Annotated in this window: 12 protein-coding genes; 7 read left to right on the forward strand and 5 right to left on the reverse strand. The window is 62.9% G+C overall.

Going from position 1 to position 15,351, the window contains the following annotated elements; translation table 11 throughout:
• Positions 1-89 precede the first annotated feature (89 nt).
• A complete protein-coding gene (locus DQG19_RS01775) occupies positions 90-920 on the reverse strand; it encodes an anti-sigma factor domain-containing protein (protein ID WP_157974269.1) in 831 nt (276 codons plus the stop codon).
• Between the two features lie 13 nt (positions 921-933).
• On the reverse strand, positions 934-1,449 hold the full coding sequence (locus tag DQG19_RS01780) for an RNA polymerase sigma factor (protein ID WP_157974270.1): 516 nt from the start codon (positions 1,447-1,449) through the stop codon (positions 934-936).
• 242 nt (positions 1,450-1,691) lie between these two features.
• Here DQG19_RS01780 and DQG19_RS01785 point away from each other — a divergent pair, with 242 nt between their 5' ends.
• The 4 genes from DQG19_RS01785 to DQG19_RS01800 all read left to right on the forward strand — a co-directional run bounded on the left by DQG19_RS01785 (position 1,692) and on the right by DQG19_RS01800 (position 8,947).
• Positions 1,692-2,630 (forward strand): lytic transglycosylase domain-containing protein, encoded by a 939-nt coding sequence (locus tag DQG19_RS01785; RefSeq protein WP_116124504.1) that lies wholly within the window; start codon positions 1,692-1,694, stop codon positions 2,628-2,630.
• Positions 2,631-2,641: 11 nt separating this feature from the next.
• Entirely contained in the window at positions 2,642-4,129 is a 1,488-nt protein-coding gene (locus DQG19_RS01790) for a GH3 auxin-responsive promoter family protein (protein ID WP_116124505.1), read from the forward strand.
• A gap of 64 nt (positions 4,130-4,193) precedes the next feature.
• Complete coding sequence (locus tag DQG19_RS01795) at positions 4,194-6,464, forward strand: glycoside hydrolase family 3 N-terminal domain-containing protein (RefSeq protein WP_198661626.1); 2,271 nt, start codon at positions 4,194-4,196, stop codon at positions 6,462-6,464.
• A gap of 32 nt (positions 6,465-6,496) precedes the next feature.
• Positions 6,497-8,947, forward strand: a complete 2,451-nt coding sequence (locus DQG19_RS01800; protein WP_232826417.1) for a zinc-dependent metalloprotease — start codon at positions 6,497-6,499, stop codon at positions 8,945-8,947.
• 2 nt (positions 8,948-8,949) lie between these two features.
• Here DQG19_RS01800 and DQG19_RS01805 read toward each other — a convergent pair whose 3' ends face one another.
• The gene (locus tag DQG19_RS01805) at positions 8,950-10,503 is read right to left on the reverse strand and encodes an amidohydrolase family protein (protein ID WP_116124507.1); all 1,554 of its coding nucleotides are present in this window, start codon (positions 10,501-10,503) and stop codon (positions 8,950-8,952) included.
• 142 nt (positions 10,504-10,645) lie between these two features.
• On the opposite strand from DQG19_RS01805, the gene DQG19_RS01810 reads away from it, so the two are divergent.
• From DQG19_RS01810 to truB, 3 genes are read left to right on the forward strand one after another with little or no spacing between them, the layout of a single operon-like run.
• Entirely contained in the window at positions 10,646-10,984 is a 339-nt protein-coding gene (locus tag DQG19_RS01810; RefSeq protein ID WP_116124508.1) for a DUF3098 domain-containing protein, read from the forward strand.
• A gap of 3 nt (positions 10,985-10,987) precedes the next feature.
• The gene (locus DQG19_RS01815) at positions 10,988-11,788 is read left to right on the forward strand and encodes an undecaprenyl-diphosphate phosphatase (RefSeq protein ID WP_116124509.1); all 801 of its coding nucleotides are present in this window, start codon (positions 10,988-10,990) and stop codon (positions 11,786-11,788) included.
• A 2-nt stretch (positions 11,789-11,790) separates the two neighbouring features.
• The gene (gene truB, locus DQG19_RS01820) at positions 11,791-12,501 is read left to right on the forward strand and encodes a tRNA pseudouridine(55) synthase TruB (protein WP_116124510.1); all 711 of its coding nucleotides are present in this window, start codon (positions 11,791-11,793) and stop codon (positions 12,499-12,501) included.
• Positions 12,502-12,512: 11 nt separating this feature from the next.
• Here the strand turns inward: truB and glpK are convergent, their stop codons facing one another.
• A complete protein-coding gene (glpK, locus tag DQG19_RS01825; RefSeq protein WP_232826445.1) occupies positions 12,513-14,000 on the reverse strand; it encodes a glycerol kinase GlpK in 1,488 nt (495 codons plus the stop codon).
• Positions 14,001-14,068: 68 nt separating this feature from the next.
• Complete coding sequence (locus tag DQG19_RS01830; RefSeq protein ID WP_116124511.1) at positions 14,069-15,289, reverse strand: glycosyltransferase family 4 protein; 1,221 nt, start codon at positions 15,287-15,289, stop codon at positions 14,069-14,071.
• Positions 15,290-15,351: the final 62 nt, after the last annotated feature.

The following is a 15,351-nucleotide window of genomic DNA, read 5'->3' on the forward strand; positions in this document are numbered from 1 at the left end:
CGACCCGCCACCGTCGCAAGAATTAATGGGTGTTCTCATAGTGTGTGGACTGTCCCGACGACCTTTAGGCTCGTTCGGGGCAGTTTTTTTTATGAGCCCACCTCACCAAGGACCTGCAGCTGGGTCAGGTCGGGCTGGGGCTGTCCGCCAGTGTCCTCCAGCGTGATGGCGAAGGCGGCGGCATTGGCTACGAAGGGGACCGAGAGGAGCTCGTCATTTGTAAGTCCGGTATCGAGTACGCCCAGGTCCTGGGGCCCTTCCGCATCGATGGCCCAGAGCTGGTACTGCTTGCCGGTAGGCGGTGCGGGCAGGTTAGAGGCGGCGAAGAGCACGGTTCCCTCCTGTTGGTTGTAGAACACCACGGCCCGGCTATCGGGCGCGTTGTCGGTACCGGCCAGTACGATACCCCGGGTATCGGGGTCGGTGAGGACCTGGATTTGCTGTTGGTCGGCCTGGTAGTCGGCGGCGATTTGGTTACACTCGCTTTCCAGGGTGGAAAGTTCGCTTTCGAGGGTGCCGAGGCGTTCGGCCTGATCCTGGCTCTGGAAGAAGAAGTAGAGCAGACCGGCCAGGGCGAGCGCCAGCAGCAGGGCAAGGGTCCAGAGGCCCCAGGCGGGCGCACCGCTGGAAGTAGGCGTGGGTGCTGCTGCGGCAGGTTGGTTGGCCGGGGGCGGTGGGGTGGCCACCGCGGCGGGCTGGATCTGGCTGAGTACGTTGGTGAGCACCGCGGGGTTAGGCGGGGTAGCCTCGCCGCGCAGTAAGCTGTATTCCTCGAGGGCTAGCTCAATCTGCTCAATCTCCGAACGCACTTCCGGATACTCGTCCGCATACGCTTCCACTCGCCGGCGTTCGCCGGGAGAAAGACGGTCGAGAACGTATAGTTCCAGAACGCCGGAGTTTATGTATGCTGAAAGGTCCAAAGTAGGGGTACGGTTACATGATTGAATTTAACAGACTGACAAGTAGGACGATTAACTCACTGCGGAGGATCTCACGCAGCTTTTGCAGGGCACGCCGGGACCGGGTCTTGACCGTGCCCAGGGGCAAGTCAAGAGCCTCGGCGGCTTCTGCTTGGGTGTAATCTTTGAAGTAGAGCAGGTCGATGATTGACCTATAGTTCGGGTCGAGTTGGTTGATCACCTTCGCAAGCCCGATGTGCTCGACAGACATTGTCTCGCTGTTGTTGCGATTAATTACGACAACATCGAGTTCATCGGTTTTGCTGGACTTGCGGTAGGACTTGCTGCGAACCCGGTCTATAGCGGCATTTCGGGCGATACGGGCCATCCAGGTGAAGAGCCGGCTCTTGCTGGTTTCGTACTGCCCGATGTTGTCCCAGATGCGCATCAGGACGTCCTGCAGGACTTCCTCGGCGACCTGCTGCTCGGTGACGATTTGGCTGATTATGTTGTTCAGTGCCCCGCCGTAGTGGTCAAACAGATAGCGCATTCCAGACTCATCCTTCCGTAGAAGGAGGTCTAGCAATACGTCCTGTCTGTCTTTACCAGCCGATGCGGACATTGATGAAATCAGTTGAGGCGGCGGTGCGCGGGTGCAGAAATTTTTTCAAAAATTTTCTGCGGGCACGGCAAATTATCTTCCTGTAGGCTCAGTTACCTGCGACAGTTGGGGTCGATTTACCTTTGTGAGGGGTAGTTTCCCGGCCTGACGCGCCACAATGTAATAAAATTATGAAAGCAATATTCAGCGGTATCGGTGTCGGCGCCCTATTTCTCGTCGGCTGGCTCATTCTGCTGAGCACCGGCACGAGCGTGTTCCCGGCCTCCACCGCACCCGCGGCCGCGCCCCGCGACTCCTTTCCTCCGGGCCACCTTCCCCAGCGGGTAGAGCCCATGGACCTCGCCGGGCCCTTTACGTTCGCCGGCGAACCCCTGCCCCTGGACAACTTCGACGTGCGGGAACGGCTGGACCTGGAGCTTATGCGCAACGCCTACTTCCACCGCAACACCCTGTTGCTCCTCAAGCGGCGGGCCCGCTACTTTCCCACCATCGAGCGGGTGCTGCGCGAAGAGGGCCTGCCCGACGACCTCAAGTACCTGGCCGCCGCCGAAAGCACCCTTGACGAGGCAGTCAGCCCCGCAGGTGCCAAGGGGGTATGGCAGCTTATGGCCCCGACCGGTCGAGCGTTTGGCCTAACCATTAACGACCAGGTCGACGAACGCTACGACCTCGAGAAAGCCACGCGGGCAGCGGCGGCCTATCTCAAAGATTACTATGCGCAGTTCGGCGACTGGAAGAAAGTCGCCGCGGCCTACAACATGGGGGGACCCAACCTCAAAAAATGGCTGGAACGGCAGCAGGCCGAGGAGCTCTACGATCTCGACATCAACAACGAAACCATGCAGTACCTTTTCCGCATCGTAGCCATCAAGTACATCATGGAGGAGCCCGAGAAGTTCGGGTACCACGTCCCGGCCGCCGCCAACTACCCCGCCCTGGACGACTACCGTACCGTCACCGTTTCCCGCTCCATAGACAACCTCGGCACGTTTGCCCGCGAACAGGGCACCACCTACCGGATGCTGAAGCTTTATAATCCCTGGCTGATCACCGGCGACCTCGACGTGCCGTCGGGCACCACCTGCGACCTGCGTATTCCCAATCCCTGAACCCCGTCGCCATGCCGCTACGTTCCTCCCTCCTGCGCCCATACGCCTCCTACGTCCGTCGCCGGCTCCACCGCCGCGCCGGGCTCGCCGTGGAACTGCAGGAGGAGATCCGCCGCGAACTGGTGCGTACGGCCCGGGACACCGCTTACGGCCGCGACCACGACTTCGGGGCCATACGGTCCTACGCCGACTACCGCGAACGGGTGCCGATCGGCGACTACGAAGATTTCCGGCCCTACGCCGACCGGATCAAGGCCGGGGAGGCCGACGTAAGCTGGCCCGGGCGGCCCCGCTACCTGGCCAAGACCAGCGGAACGACCAGCGGCGTCAAGTACATCCCCATCACCCGCGAGAGCCTGCCGAATCACTTTGGTTCGGCCCGCAATGCCCTGTTCAACTACGTGGGCGAAACGGGCCACGCCCGCTGGCTCGACGGCAAGATGATCTTCCTCAGCGGCAGCCCGGAAATGGGCGATACCCACGGCATACCGACCGGCCGGCTTTCCGGGATCGTCAATCACGTCGTCCCGGCCTGGCTGCGCACCAACCAGCTGCCCAGCTACGCCACCAACTGCATCGAGGACTGGGAGACCAAGCTCGACGCGATCGTAGAGGAAACCCGCACCGCCGACTTGCGCCTGATCAGTGGCATCCCCCCCTGGATCCAGATGTACTACGAACGCCTGCTGGCCCGTACCGGCAAGGATACGGTACGGGAGGTTTTTCCCAACTTCGAGATGTTCGTTTACGGCGGAGTCAACTTCGAGCCCTACCGCCAAAGCCTCGAACGGCTGGTGGGTGCCCGTATTCCCAGCGTAGAGACCTACCCGGCCAGCGAGGGGTTCATCGCCTTTCAGGATAGCCAGACGGCACCCGGCCTGCTGCTGAACACGGGCAGTGGCATCTTCTTCGAGTTCGTACCGGCCGCCGAAGTATTTGACCCCTCCCCCACCCGACTTTCGCTCGGGCAGGTCCAAACGGGGGTCAATTACGCTATCGTACTATCTACCACGGCGGGACTGTGGGCGTATAACATCGGCGATACGGTAGAATTTACCAGCCTGACTCCCCACCGTATCCGGGTTACGGGCCGGATCAAACACTTCATCAGCGCCTTTGGCGAGCACGTGATCGGCAAAGAGGTAGAGACCGCGTTGCGGGCCGTAGCCGCGCGGCACGCGGCGCAGGTTACTGAATTTACCGTGGCCCCCCAGGTGAGTCCCCCGGACGGCCTGCCCTACCACGAGTGGCTGGTGGAGTTCGGAACGCCCCCCGCCGATCCGGTGGCCTTCGCGGCGGATCTCGACCGGGCCATGGTCGGCGAAAATCTGTATTACCGCGACCTGATCGACGGCAGGGTACTGCGCCCGCTGGTGGTGACGGCGCTTCCGGCCAACGCGTTCCGGCGCTACATGAAGGCGCAAGGAAAGCTCGGAGGGCAGAATAAAGTCCCTCGCCTGGCCAATGATCGGCAAATCGCCGACGCACTGCCCCGGTAGGCCGGTCGGGATAAAAGAAGGTACCCAACGATTGCTTAGCTTAGCGCCGAACCATAAATCCGGTATGCGAAGCCTGTTATCCCAGTTATTATTCTTTTGCTTCACGGTAGGTCCCTTCCTGCTGGCTCCCTGCGGGATCGGCCTGTACGGACAGCAGCGTTTTTCTTTCCTGGACGACGAGCAAAACGCCTTCGTGCAGTCTGAGCTGCGTCGCCTCACCCTGCGGCAGAAGGCGGGGCAGATGACGCAGGTAGCCGTAGACCTGGTTTTTGAAGGACCGACCTACGTGCTCACCGTACCGCCCGTTCTGAGCGACGAGCGGGTCGACCGCATAGTGGGGGAGCTGGAGATCGGTTCCATCCTCAATCACCCGAGCCGGTCATACCCCTCGCCGATTGAGTACCGGCTCTTTATCGGCGAACTTCAGGCCAAAGCCATGGAGACGACCGGCATCCCGCTGCTTTACGGGCAGGACGCTATCCACGGGGCCAACTACATCGGGGGCGCCACGCTCTACGCGCAGCCCCTTAACCTCGCCGCCTCCTTCAATACCGAACTGGCCCGTGAATTGGCCGGCATTACCGCCTACGAGATGAAGGCGGCCAGTATCCCCTGGAACTTCAGCCCGGCCATGGACGTCGGGCGCAACCCGGCCTGGCCGCGCACCTGGGAGAGCTTCGGTGAGGACCCCTATGTGAACCAGCAATTCGGCCTGGCCATGCTCCAGGGGTACCAGACCGACTCTCTGGGTTCGCGCACGGGCGTGGTGGCCTGCCTCAAGCACTTTACGGGCTACGGATCGCCCCGCAGCGGCCGCGACCGCACGCCGGCCTACCTGCCCGAACGTCAGTTGCGCGAGTACTACCTGCCGCAATTCCAGACCGCCATCGACAGCGGGGCCCTGACCGTCATGGCCAACTCCGGGGAAGTGAACGGCGTACCGGTGCATGTGAGCAAGTACCTGCTGACGGAAGTTTTGCGGGATGAACTCGGGTTCGAGGGCCTAGTGGTTTCCGACTGGCAGGACGTGCGTTACCTCTACGAGCGCCACCACGTCGCGCGTGACCTCAAGGAGGCGGTGAAAATGAGCATCGACGCCGGCCTCGACATGAGTATGACCGCCGTGACCACCGACTTCCCGGAAATGGTCGTCGAGCTGGTCCAGGAAGGCGAGCTGACCGAGGCCCGCATCGACACCTCCGTGGCGCGTATCCTCGCGGTAAAAGTAGCCATGGGCCTCTACGAGGAGCACCTGTGGGACCCGGCGGATTTTCCGGATTTCGGCAGCGACAAATTCGCCCGCAAGGCCATGCAGTCGGCCGAGGAATCTATCGTGCTGCTCAAGAACGACGGGCTGCTGCTGCCCGTCAAGCCGGAGCAACGCGTCCTGCTCGTGGGACCGACCGCCGATAACATGCGCAGCCTGAACGGCGGGTGGACCTACAGCTGGCAGGGGGATGAGGCCGATACCTACCTGGAAGAATTCAACACCATCCGCGAAGCCCTGGAGCGCGAATTCCCGGACCGTCTCACCTACGTAGAAGGGGCTTCTTTCGATACCCTGCGTAACGCGGACGAAGCCGTGACGGCGGCGGCCGATGCGGACGTGATCGTGCTGTGCGTGGGCGAACTCTCGTACACCGAAGACGTGGGCAACATCAACAGCCTGGTGCTGCCCGACGCACAGCGTCGCCTCTTCAACCGGCTTAATGAAACGGGGAAGCCGATCGCGCTAATAATGAACGCCGGCCGGCCCCGCCTCATGTCGAAAATGGCCAATCGGTCACAGGCGGTCATCTTTGCTGGCTACCCGGGCCCCCACGGGGGCGATGCGCTGGCGGCCATCCTGTCCGGACGGGTCAACCCCAGTGGTCGCCTGCCCCTCACCTACCCCCGGCAGCCGAACGCCCTGCTCACCTACGACCACAAGTACACCGAGGAACTGAACGGCAACTACAATCCGCTCTTTGATTTTGGTGCCGGAATTAGTTACACCGACTTTACCTATAGCGAGCTCAACCTCAGTAGCCGCGTCCTAAACCCCAACGACACCCTGGAAGTATCCGTGCGCGTCACCAACGAGGGCGACCGCGCGGGCAAGCATTCCGTGTTGCTCTTTACCTCCGACCTCGTAGCTTCCGTCACGCCAAGCGTCCTGCGGCTGCGCAAATTCACCAAACTCCACCTTGAACCCGGGGAATACCGCGACATCACGTTCGCCCTGACCCCGGCTGACGTCTCCTTCATCGGCCTGGGCAACCTACCAGTGACGGAGCCCGGTACGTTCCGGGTCACCGTCGGCAACCTTACGGAAGAGTTCGACTTCGAAGAATAGTACCCGCCCTTACCCCAAAAGCCTCCCAGTCAATGCGCTACCTCTACCTCTGCCTTCTGGCCTGCATGGCCTGCCAGACCACCCGCCCCGGCCAGGCCGCGGCACCCCCCGCTCCCGCCCCCGACACCACCGCCGTAGCGGCTGCGGAAACTGACCCGGCTCCCGCTAAAGCGGGAAAATTCAAACCCTACGAAAAAGTGATCACCAGCGCCGCCGTAAGCGACACCGGGCTCTTCACGGTGCACCGGGTAGACGGCAAATACTTTTATGAGGTACCCTTCGAGCGACTGGGGCAGGATATGCTCCTCGTCAGCCGCATCGCCAAGATCCCCTCCGACCTCGGGGGCGGCTACCTGAACGCCGGCTCCAAGGCCAACGAACAGCTGGTGCAGTGGAGCCGCGTCAACGACGCCCTCCACCTGACCTCCGTTTCCTACGAAAGCGTGGCGGATGACGCCCTGCCCATCAGCCAGTCGGTCCGGGACAACAACTACGCCCCGGTCATCATGGCCTTCCCCATCCAGGCCTTTTCCCCCGACTCCACGGCGGCGGTGATTCAGGTGGACGAACTTTTTTCCACCGACGTACCCGCGATTTCAGGCCTCAATCAACGGCTGCGCAAGTCCTACGGGGTACGTAACCTGGACAAGGACCGCAGCTTCATCAGCCGCATGGCCGCCTACCCCGAGAACGTGGAGGTACGGCACGACATGACCTACGTAGCCAGCGACCCGCCGTCGAACTCCAGCACCGGCACGATCTCCATGCAGCTGAGCCAGTCCATGTACCTGCTGCCCACCACGCCGATGATGCCGCGGCTGTACGACCAGCGCGTTGGCTGGTTCACGGTGTCCCAGATCGACTACGGCTCCGATGCCCTGAAGGCCGACCAAAAACGCTACATCAAGCGGTGGAAACTGGTGCCGAAGGACAAGGAAGCATACGCCCGCGGTGAGCTCGTGGAACCCGAACAGCCCATCGTGTACTACCTCGACCCGGCCACCCCCGAAAAGTTTCGCCCCTACTTCATCCAGGGCATAGAGGACTGGCAGGAGGCCTTTGAGACCGCCGGCTTCAAGAACGCCATCGTCGCCCGCCTACCCCCCAGCCCGGAGGAGGATCCCGACTGGAGCCCCGAGGACAGCCGCTACTCGGTGGTGCGCTACGTAGCCTCCACCACCCGCAACGCCGTCGGACCGAGTGTGTCCGATCCGCGTTCCGGGCAGATCATCGAGAGCGACATCATCTGGTACCATAACCACCTGCGCAGCTACCGTAACCGCTACCTCCTGGAAACCGGAGCGGCCAACCCCACCGCCCGCACGCTCGACACCCCGGACGAGGAGATCGGTGAAATGATGCGGCGCGTGATCAGCCACGAGGTCGGCCACGCACTCGGTCTGCCGCACAACATGAAGGCCAGCTACGCCTACCCCACCGACAGCCTGCGCTCCGCCACCTTCACCAACAAGTGGGGCCTGGCCTCCACGATCATGGATTATACCCGCTACAACTACGTGGCCCAGCCGGGCGACGAGGGGGTACGCTGGGTCCGAATGCTCGGTCCCTACGACAGCTACGCGATCAACTACGGCTACCGCTACCTGCCCGGCATGCAGACGCCCGCCGAGGAGAAAGAAACGCTGAACGAATGGATCGCCGAAAAACAGGGCGACCCGGTATACCTCTTCGGGGGACGCAGCAATTCCGACCCGAGCGCCCAGACCGAGTCCGTCGGTGATGATCCCGTCAAGGCCACCCGCTACGGCATGAAGAACCTGCACATTGTAGCCGACCAGTTGGCCGACTGGGTCAATCAGCCCGGCGAGGACTACACCGACCTGGATGAACTGTACGGCGAGTTGCTGGGCGTGTGGTCCCGCTACGCGGCCCACGTCACCGCCAACGTCGGCGGCGTTTACGAACAGCTGCGCACCACCGACGAGGAGGGTACCACCTACACGCCGGTAGCACGGGAGAAGCAGCGTGAAGCCGTGACCTTCCTCAACGAAGAGGTCTTCACTACCCTCGACTGGCTCATGCCCGAGGAGATCATCACCAACATCGGAGCCAGCGGCATCATCACCCGTATGCGCAACCTGCAGGCCCGGCAACTCAACAACCTGCTCGACGCGGACCGGCTGGAGCGCATGATCGAGAATGAAGCCCTTAACGGCAGCGCTGCCTACTCGGCCGCAGACATGCTCCGCGACCTGCGCAACGGCCTGTGGTCGGAGGCGGGCCGCGGCCGCGATATCGACGTCTACCGCCGCAACCTGCAACGCGCCCACGTCGAGCGGCTGACCGAGCTGCTCGAGGAGGACGCGGACAGTCCCAGTGACGTAAGCGCCCTCGTGCGTGCGGAACTCAACGCGATCGCCAAGTTGACGGAAAGCGCCGCCCGCGGCTACCGCGACGGCATCGTCAAGTACCACCTGGCGGAAGTCAGCGCCGAGATCGAGGAGACCCTGTCGGCCAAGTAGCCCTACCGGGCCTTGGCTTCGGCGACCATATCCCGTACGGCTGCCCGCAGTTTGATGGCGTCGTAGACGATGCCGTCCTTGATGGTGTAGCGGATGCCCTCGGTGGTGGTGACCTGGTTGTCCTCGGTCAGCCGGGTAGCCCCCGTGCCGTAAAGGACCTTGAAGTCGGCCAGCGGGTTTTCCGCTACCAGCACGATATCGGCCAGCTTGCCCGGCTCGATGGTACCGATACGGTCCTCCATGCCCAGGGCCTCCGCTCCGCTTAGGGTAGCTGCCTGGATCACCTCCAGGGGGTGGAAGCCGGCCTCACGCAGCAGTTCGAGCTCGCGGATGTAGCCGAAGCCGTACAGCTGGTAGATGTATCCAGAATCGGAGCCCGCGGTCACGCGGCCGCCGCGGTTCTTGTACTCGTTGACGAAGGTCATCCAGAGGGTGTAATTCGTTTTCCAGTTGACCTCCTGCTCGGTGCCCCAGTGGTGCCAGTAGCTGCCGTGGCTAACCCGGCTGGGCGCGTAGAAGCGCATGAGGCTGGGCAGGGTGTATTCCTCGTGCCAGTCGGCGTTGCGGGCGCGCATGATGTCGCGGTTAGCGTCGTAGATATTGAAGGTCGGGTTGATGGTGAAGTCCAGTGCCAGCAGGGTGTCCATCACGGCGTTCCAGTGGTCGCTGTACGGCTCGGCTGCCTGCTGCCACAGGTTACCGGCCTCGGTGAAACGATGGTCCTCGTTCTGGTAGTTGTAGTCGACGGGGTAGTCCTGGACGCGGCGGTCCTCGAAGAGCGCTTCGGGCAGGCCGTACCAGTGCTCCATCGTGGTGAGACCGGCGCGGGCGGAATTAAGTACGTTCCAGCGGCCCACGTTCATCTGGGCGTGGTGCATGGCACTCCGGAGTCCGAGCCGCTTGTTTTCCTCGAGCGCCGCCTGCATCAGGTCGGGTCGCGCGCCGAAGAACTTGATGCCGTCGCTCCCCTTTTCCTGGTTTTCCCGCACCCACTGTCGGACCTCTTCGGTGGTAGTGAAGGGTTCCGCGCGGCCCATGCCGAAGCCGGTATAGGCCTGGATGCGCGGGGCCGCGATCTCGTTGGCCGCCGACCGGCGCTTGTGCTCCAGCGTCCAGTCCAGGCCATTAAAACTGCCGGGCTCGCGGATGGTCGTGATGCCGTGGCCCAGCCAGAGCTTGTAGACGTAATCCGGTGTCGTACCCTGTGCGCGCCCGCCGGTGTGGCCGTGCATATCGATGAAGCCGGGCAGGGCATACATACCCTCCGCGTCGATCTCTCGTCCGCCGGGCCGGAGTTCGGGGCGCCCGTCCGCCTCGATCGGCATCCCGGGAAAGCCTACGGTATTGACCGAAACGATGCGGTTGTCCTCGATCACGATATCTACCGGCCCGATCGGCGGCGCGAGGTTACCGTTGATCAGGGTCACGCCGCGCAGGATGAGCTGGGAATACGGGCCCGCGCCGTACGCCTCGCCGCGGTCGGCCGCGTTGGTCATTTGGGCGCGGACGCAGGTGCAAAGCAGGCAGGCAACGAGGAGCGGGAAGAGGCGGTTCATGGCAAATAGTCAGGGTGAAGAATAGCGGCTCAGTGCCCCGCGCAGGGGTGCCACGGACGCTAAAGTAGCGTTTCGGGCCGTTTACCCATCGGGTAGCCCGGTAATCTCCTTACCTTCGTCGCGCCTAACGAACCACCAGAGTATGAGCAAACGGAAGAAGCAGAAGATTAAGTCCACCCCGGCCGGGGAACGGACCGCCGACCCCGTACGTACCGTTGCCGCGCCCAAGACGGCCGCGCCGACCCAGCGGCGGACGGAACGGCCGGCGCACCCGCTCGTCTTCGGTCGCCAGACATACCTCTGGCTCGGGGGGGGCTTCCTGCTCATCGTACTGGGCTTCCTGCTCATGACCGGTGGCCGTGGCGACGATCCTACCGTCTTCGACGAATCCGTCATCTATAGCTGGCGAAAGATCACCCTGGCCCCTATCATTATTCTTTCTGGTCTCGGCGTGGTCACCTACGCGATCTTCAAGAAATAACCCGTGCTCGATATCCTGCGTGCGCTTATCCTCGGCATCGTCCAGGGACTCACCGAATTTCTCCCCGTCAGCAGCAGCGGCCACCTGGAACTCACCAAGTGGATCTCCGGCGACCAGAGCCTCGCCGCCGATAGTATGCTCATGACGGTGACCCTGCACGCCGCCACGGCCCTGGCTACCATCGTCGTTTTTCGAAAAGATATCGCCGAGATACTGGCCGACCTGTTCCGCTTCCAGTGGAATGAGGGCACCAAGTTTTCCGCCCTCATTGTCGTCAGCATGATCCCCGCCGCCGTGGTTGGCGTCCTCTACGACGACCTGCTCACAACCCTCTTCGACCGGCAGGTCGTCCTGGTGGCGCTTATGCTTATCGTGACGGGCCTGCTGCTCTTCCTGGCCGACCGCGCCCGCCACACCGAGAAAAGAGTGGGCTGGAAAGATGCCATTCTTATCGGGATTGCCCAGGCCATCGCTATCCTGCCGGGCATCAGCCGATCCGGGGCCACGATCTCCACCAGCGTACTGCTCGGCATCGACCGCGAGAAGTCGGCCCGCTTCTCCTTCCTGATGGTGGTGCCCCTGATCCTCGGCAAGATCGCCAAGGACCTGCTGGACGGTGAGTTTTCCCATACTACTTCCACGGCGGAGCTCACCGTTGGTTTCCTGGCGGCCTTCTTCACCGGCATCGGTGCGTGTATGTGGATGATCAAGCTGGTCAAGAAAGCCGAGCTCAAGTATTTCGCCTACTACTGTTTTGCCGTCGCCGCGGTGGTCCTCTTCGTCCGTCTACTTCACCTGGCCTGATCATGTCGCTACCCGCCGCTACTACCCCGCCCTTCCCCTTCCGGGAGGGGGCCCTGTTCCTCATCGACAAGCCCCAGGGCTGGACCAGCTTTGACGTGGTCAACAAGCTGCGCTGGCGGATCCGCAAACACCTGGGAGTGAAAAAATTCAAGGTAGGCCACGCGGGTACCCTCGATCCCATGGCCACCGGCTTGCTGAACCTCTGCGTGGGCAAGTGGACCAAGCGCCTGCAGGAACTTGAGGGCCTCGACAAGGAGTACACCGGCACCATACGGCTCGGAGCGACCACCCCGTCCTACGACGCCGAGACGGAGGTCGATTCCACCTTCCCCGTAGCTCACCTGACCCTAGAGCACCTGCGCGCCGCCGCCGCATCCCTCACGGGCGACTTGCAGCAACTACCGCCCGTTTACTCGGCGATCAAGGTGGACGGACAGCCCCTCTACAAGCGCGCCCGCCGCGGTGAAGCGATCGAGGTAAAGGCGCGGCCGGTCCGCGTGGACCGCTTCGAACTGAGCAACTTCACCGGGGAGAGTGTAGACTTCCACGTCGCGTGCGGCAAGGGGACCTACGTACGCTCGCTGGCCCACGACCTCGGGCAGGCCGTCGGCAGCGGCGGGCACCTCACGGCCCTGCGGCGTGTCTCCGTGGGCCCATACCGCATTGAGGAGGCCTGGCAACTGGAGGAGTTGCTGGAGGCCATCCCCATCTAGGGGCCGGCGGCTCACTCCCCTTCCTCCCAGTCCATGGTTCGCTTCACGGCCTTTTGCCAGCCCGCGTAGCGCCGCTTGCGGTCCGCGTCAGACATCTCCGCCTTGAATGCGGTATCAAGCTGCCAGGTGGCCTCCAGGTCCTCCCGTTTCCAGAACCCTACGGCCAGTCCGGCAAGCATGGCCGCGCCAAGGGCGGTCGTCTCCACGATCCGCGGCCGCTCCACCGAGGCCCCGAGGATGTCGGCCTGAAACTGCATCAGGAAATTGTTGGCACTGGCGCCGCCGTCTACCCGCAGGGTGGAGAGCGGCATGTTGGCGTCCTTTTGCATGGCCTCGAGCACGTCCTTGACCTGGTAGGCCAGACTCTGCAGGGTGGCGCGTACGATGTGTGCCTTGGAGGTGCCGCGGGTGAGGCCGAAGATGGCACCGCGGGCGTACATGTCCCAGTAGGGCGCACCTAGTCCGGCGAAGGCGGGGACGACGTAGACCCCGTCGGTGTCCTTCACTTTCTTGGCGAAGTATTCGCTGTCGGGAGCCTCGTCGATCAGTTTAAGGCCGTCGCGGAGCCACTGGATCGCGGCGCCGGCAATGAAGACGCTACCCTCCAGGGCGTATTCGGTGACGCCGCCGATTTCCCAGGCGATCGTCGTCAGCAGCCCGTGGGTGCTGGGCACCGCATCCTTGCCGGTATTCAGGAGCATGAAGCAGCCCGTACCGTAGGTATTCTTGGCCTGGCCCGGGGAGAAGCACGCCTGCCCGAAGAGGGCCGCGTGCTGGTCACCGGCCATGCCGGCGATGGGTACGGAAGCCCCGAACAGGGAGGTGCGGCCGTAGACCTCACTGCTGGATTTTACCTCCGGCAGCAGGGACCGGGGTACGTCCAGCTCCCGCAGCAGGCGGTCGTCCCATTCCCGCTTGCGAATGTCGAAGAGCATGGTTCGGCCGGCATTGGTGACGTCGGTGACGTGGATGTCGCCGCCGGTGAGTTGGTACACCAGCCAGCTGTCCATCGTGCCGAAGCAGAGCTCGCCGGCTTCCGCACGCTCGCGCGCGCCGGGTACGTTGTCCAGCAGCCACTTGATCTTCGTCCCACTGAAGTAGGCATCGATCACCAGGCCGGTGGTATCCCGTACGTGAGCTTCCAGCCCCCGGGCCTTCAGTTCGTCGCAGAGACCCGCCGTGCGGCGGTCCTGCCACACGATAGCGTGGTGAATGGGCCGGCCGGTGGCGCGGTCCCAGATCAGGGTGGTTTCCCGCTGGTTGGTGATGCCGATACCGGCGAGTTGGGAGGCATCCGTGCCAGTCTGCTGCAGCAGCTCCCGGATCACCGTTACCTGCGAAGTCCAGATCTCATCGGCGTCGTGCTCGACCCACGCGGGCTTTGGGTAATACTGGGTGAACTCCTTCTGCGCGGTGCCGACGATGGCACCGGCGTGGTCAAACAGGATGGCCCGGGAGGAAGTGGTGCCCTGGTCGAGGGCTAGGATGTATTGCGGCATGATCTCGGTGGTGTGCCGCACAATATATCATTTTCGGGCCGCGGGTTTCGAACCGGGTTCGCGGGGTGCTACTGGGCCACCGGGCTGCCGTGCAGGATTCCCTGGTAGGTGTCCACCAGTTGCCGGGCCAGCGCCCGGCGGTCGTAGTGGCGCAGGAAAGTGGCGTAGGCGTTGCGGCCGACGTCCTCCAGCCGCGGTCCCATGCGCAAACATTCCTCGATCACCTGTACGAACTGTTCGACCGTATCGGCGATGAAGAGGTCGCGGCGGTTTTCGGCCCGGATACCTTCCAGGCCCAGGGTAGTGGTCACGACCACCCGGCCGAGCGACATGGCTTCGAGGATCTTGGCCCGCATGCCGCCGCCGCTGAGCAGGGGCACGATGCTGATGCTGTACGCCGCCACGAATGCGCAGCTGCTTTCTACTTCGCCGTGGATGACGACGTTGCGCAGCCGCAGCTGCCGGATGCTGTGTGGCATGTTGCGGCCCGCCACGTGGAAGCGGATGGCCGGGAACCGCCGGTGGATCTCGGGCCATACGTCGTTCAGGAACCACTGCAGACCGTCCAGGTTGGGCAACCAGTCGAGCGAACCGATGAAGTGGAGATCGGGTGGTGCATCAAAGCTTTCGTAGGTGGGCGGCCCGCAGGGGGTTTCCAGCCCGATGGGCAGGACGTGCATACGGCCCCGGCCGCCGAGCCGTTCGAAATTCTTCCGGTCGCGGTGGGTAATTGGCAGCAGCAGGTCGTACTGATTCAGCTGGCTGCGCTCGTACTCCCGGAGCTGGCGGGTGATGTGCCGGAGGTACCATCGCTTGGGCGCAAAGGAGATATTCTCGCAGCAGCGCTCCCAGATCTCGTGCTCGACGTTATGCGACCGCATGACCACCTGGGCATTAGAATTGAGCCGTATTGTACGGATGTAAGGGGCCAGGTACAGGGTTTCCAGCTGAACGATGTCAAAGGTCTCCTGGCGCAACCACTCTTCCAGTGCCCGGTGGTAGGCCTCCTGGTGGAAGCGACTGATGTGGTAGCTGGTGCCCCGGACCAGGTTGGCGACCGCGTCAATGGGACTGATCAGGTTATCGATGGCTACGGTACGTACCTCCCGGTAGTGCGCCATCTCGGCCGGGCGGTCGGTGCCGGCGTAGAAATGCTTGGTGGTATTCATCGCCAGCAGACTCACCTGACAACCCAACTCGCTCAGGCTCTTCGTCAGGCCATGTATCGCAAGGCTTTCCCCGTCCTTGAGCGGGAAGGGGAATTTTTTGGTCAGGACGAGTAATTTCATACCGGGTGGGGCTGTGGTGGGGCACGGATTACGGGGAGGATACTTCCTCCCCGCTATCCGTT

The organism is Lewinella sp. IMCC34183, from assembly GCF_003390915.1.
GTDB lineage: Bacteria > Bacteroidota > Bacteroidia > Chitinophagales > Saprospiraceae > Neolewinella.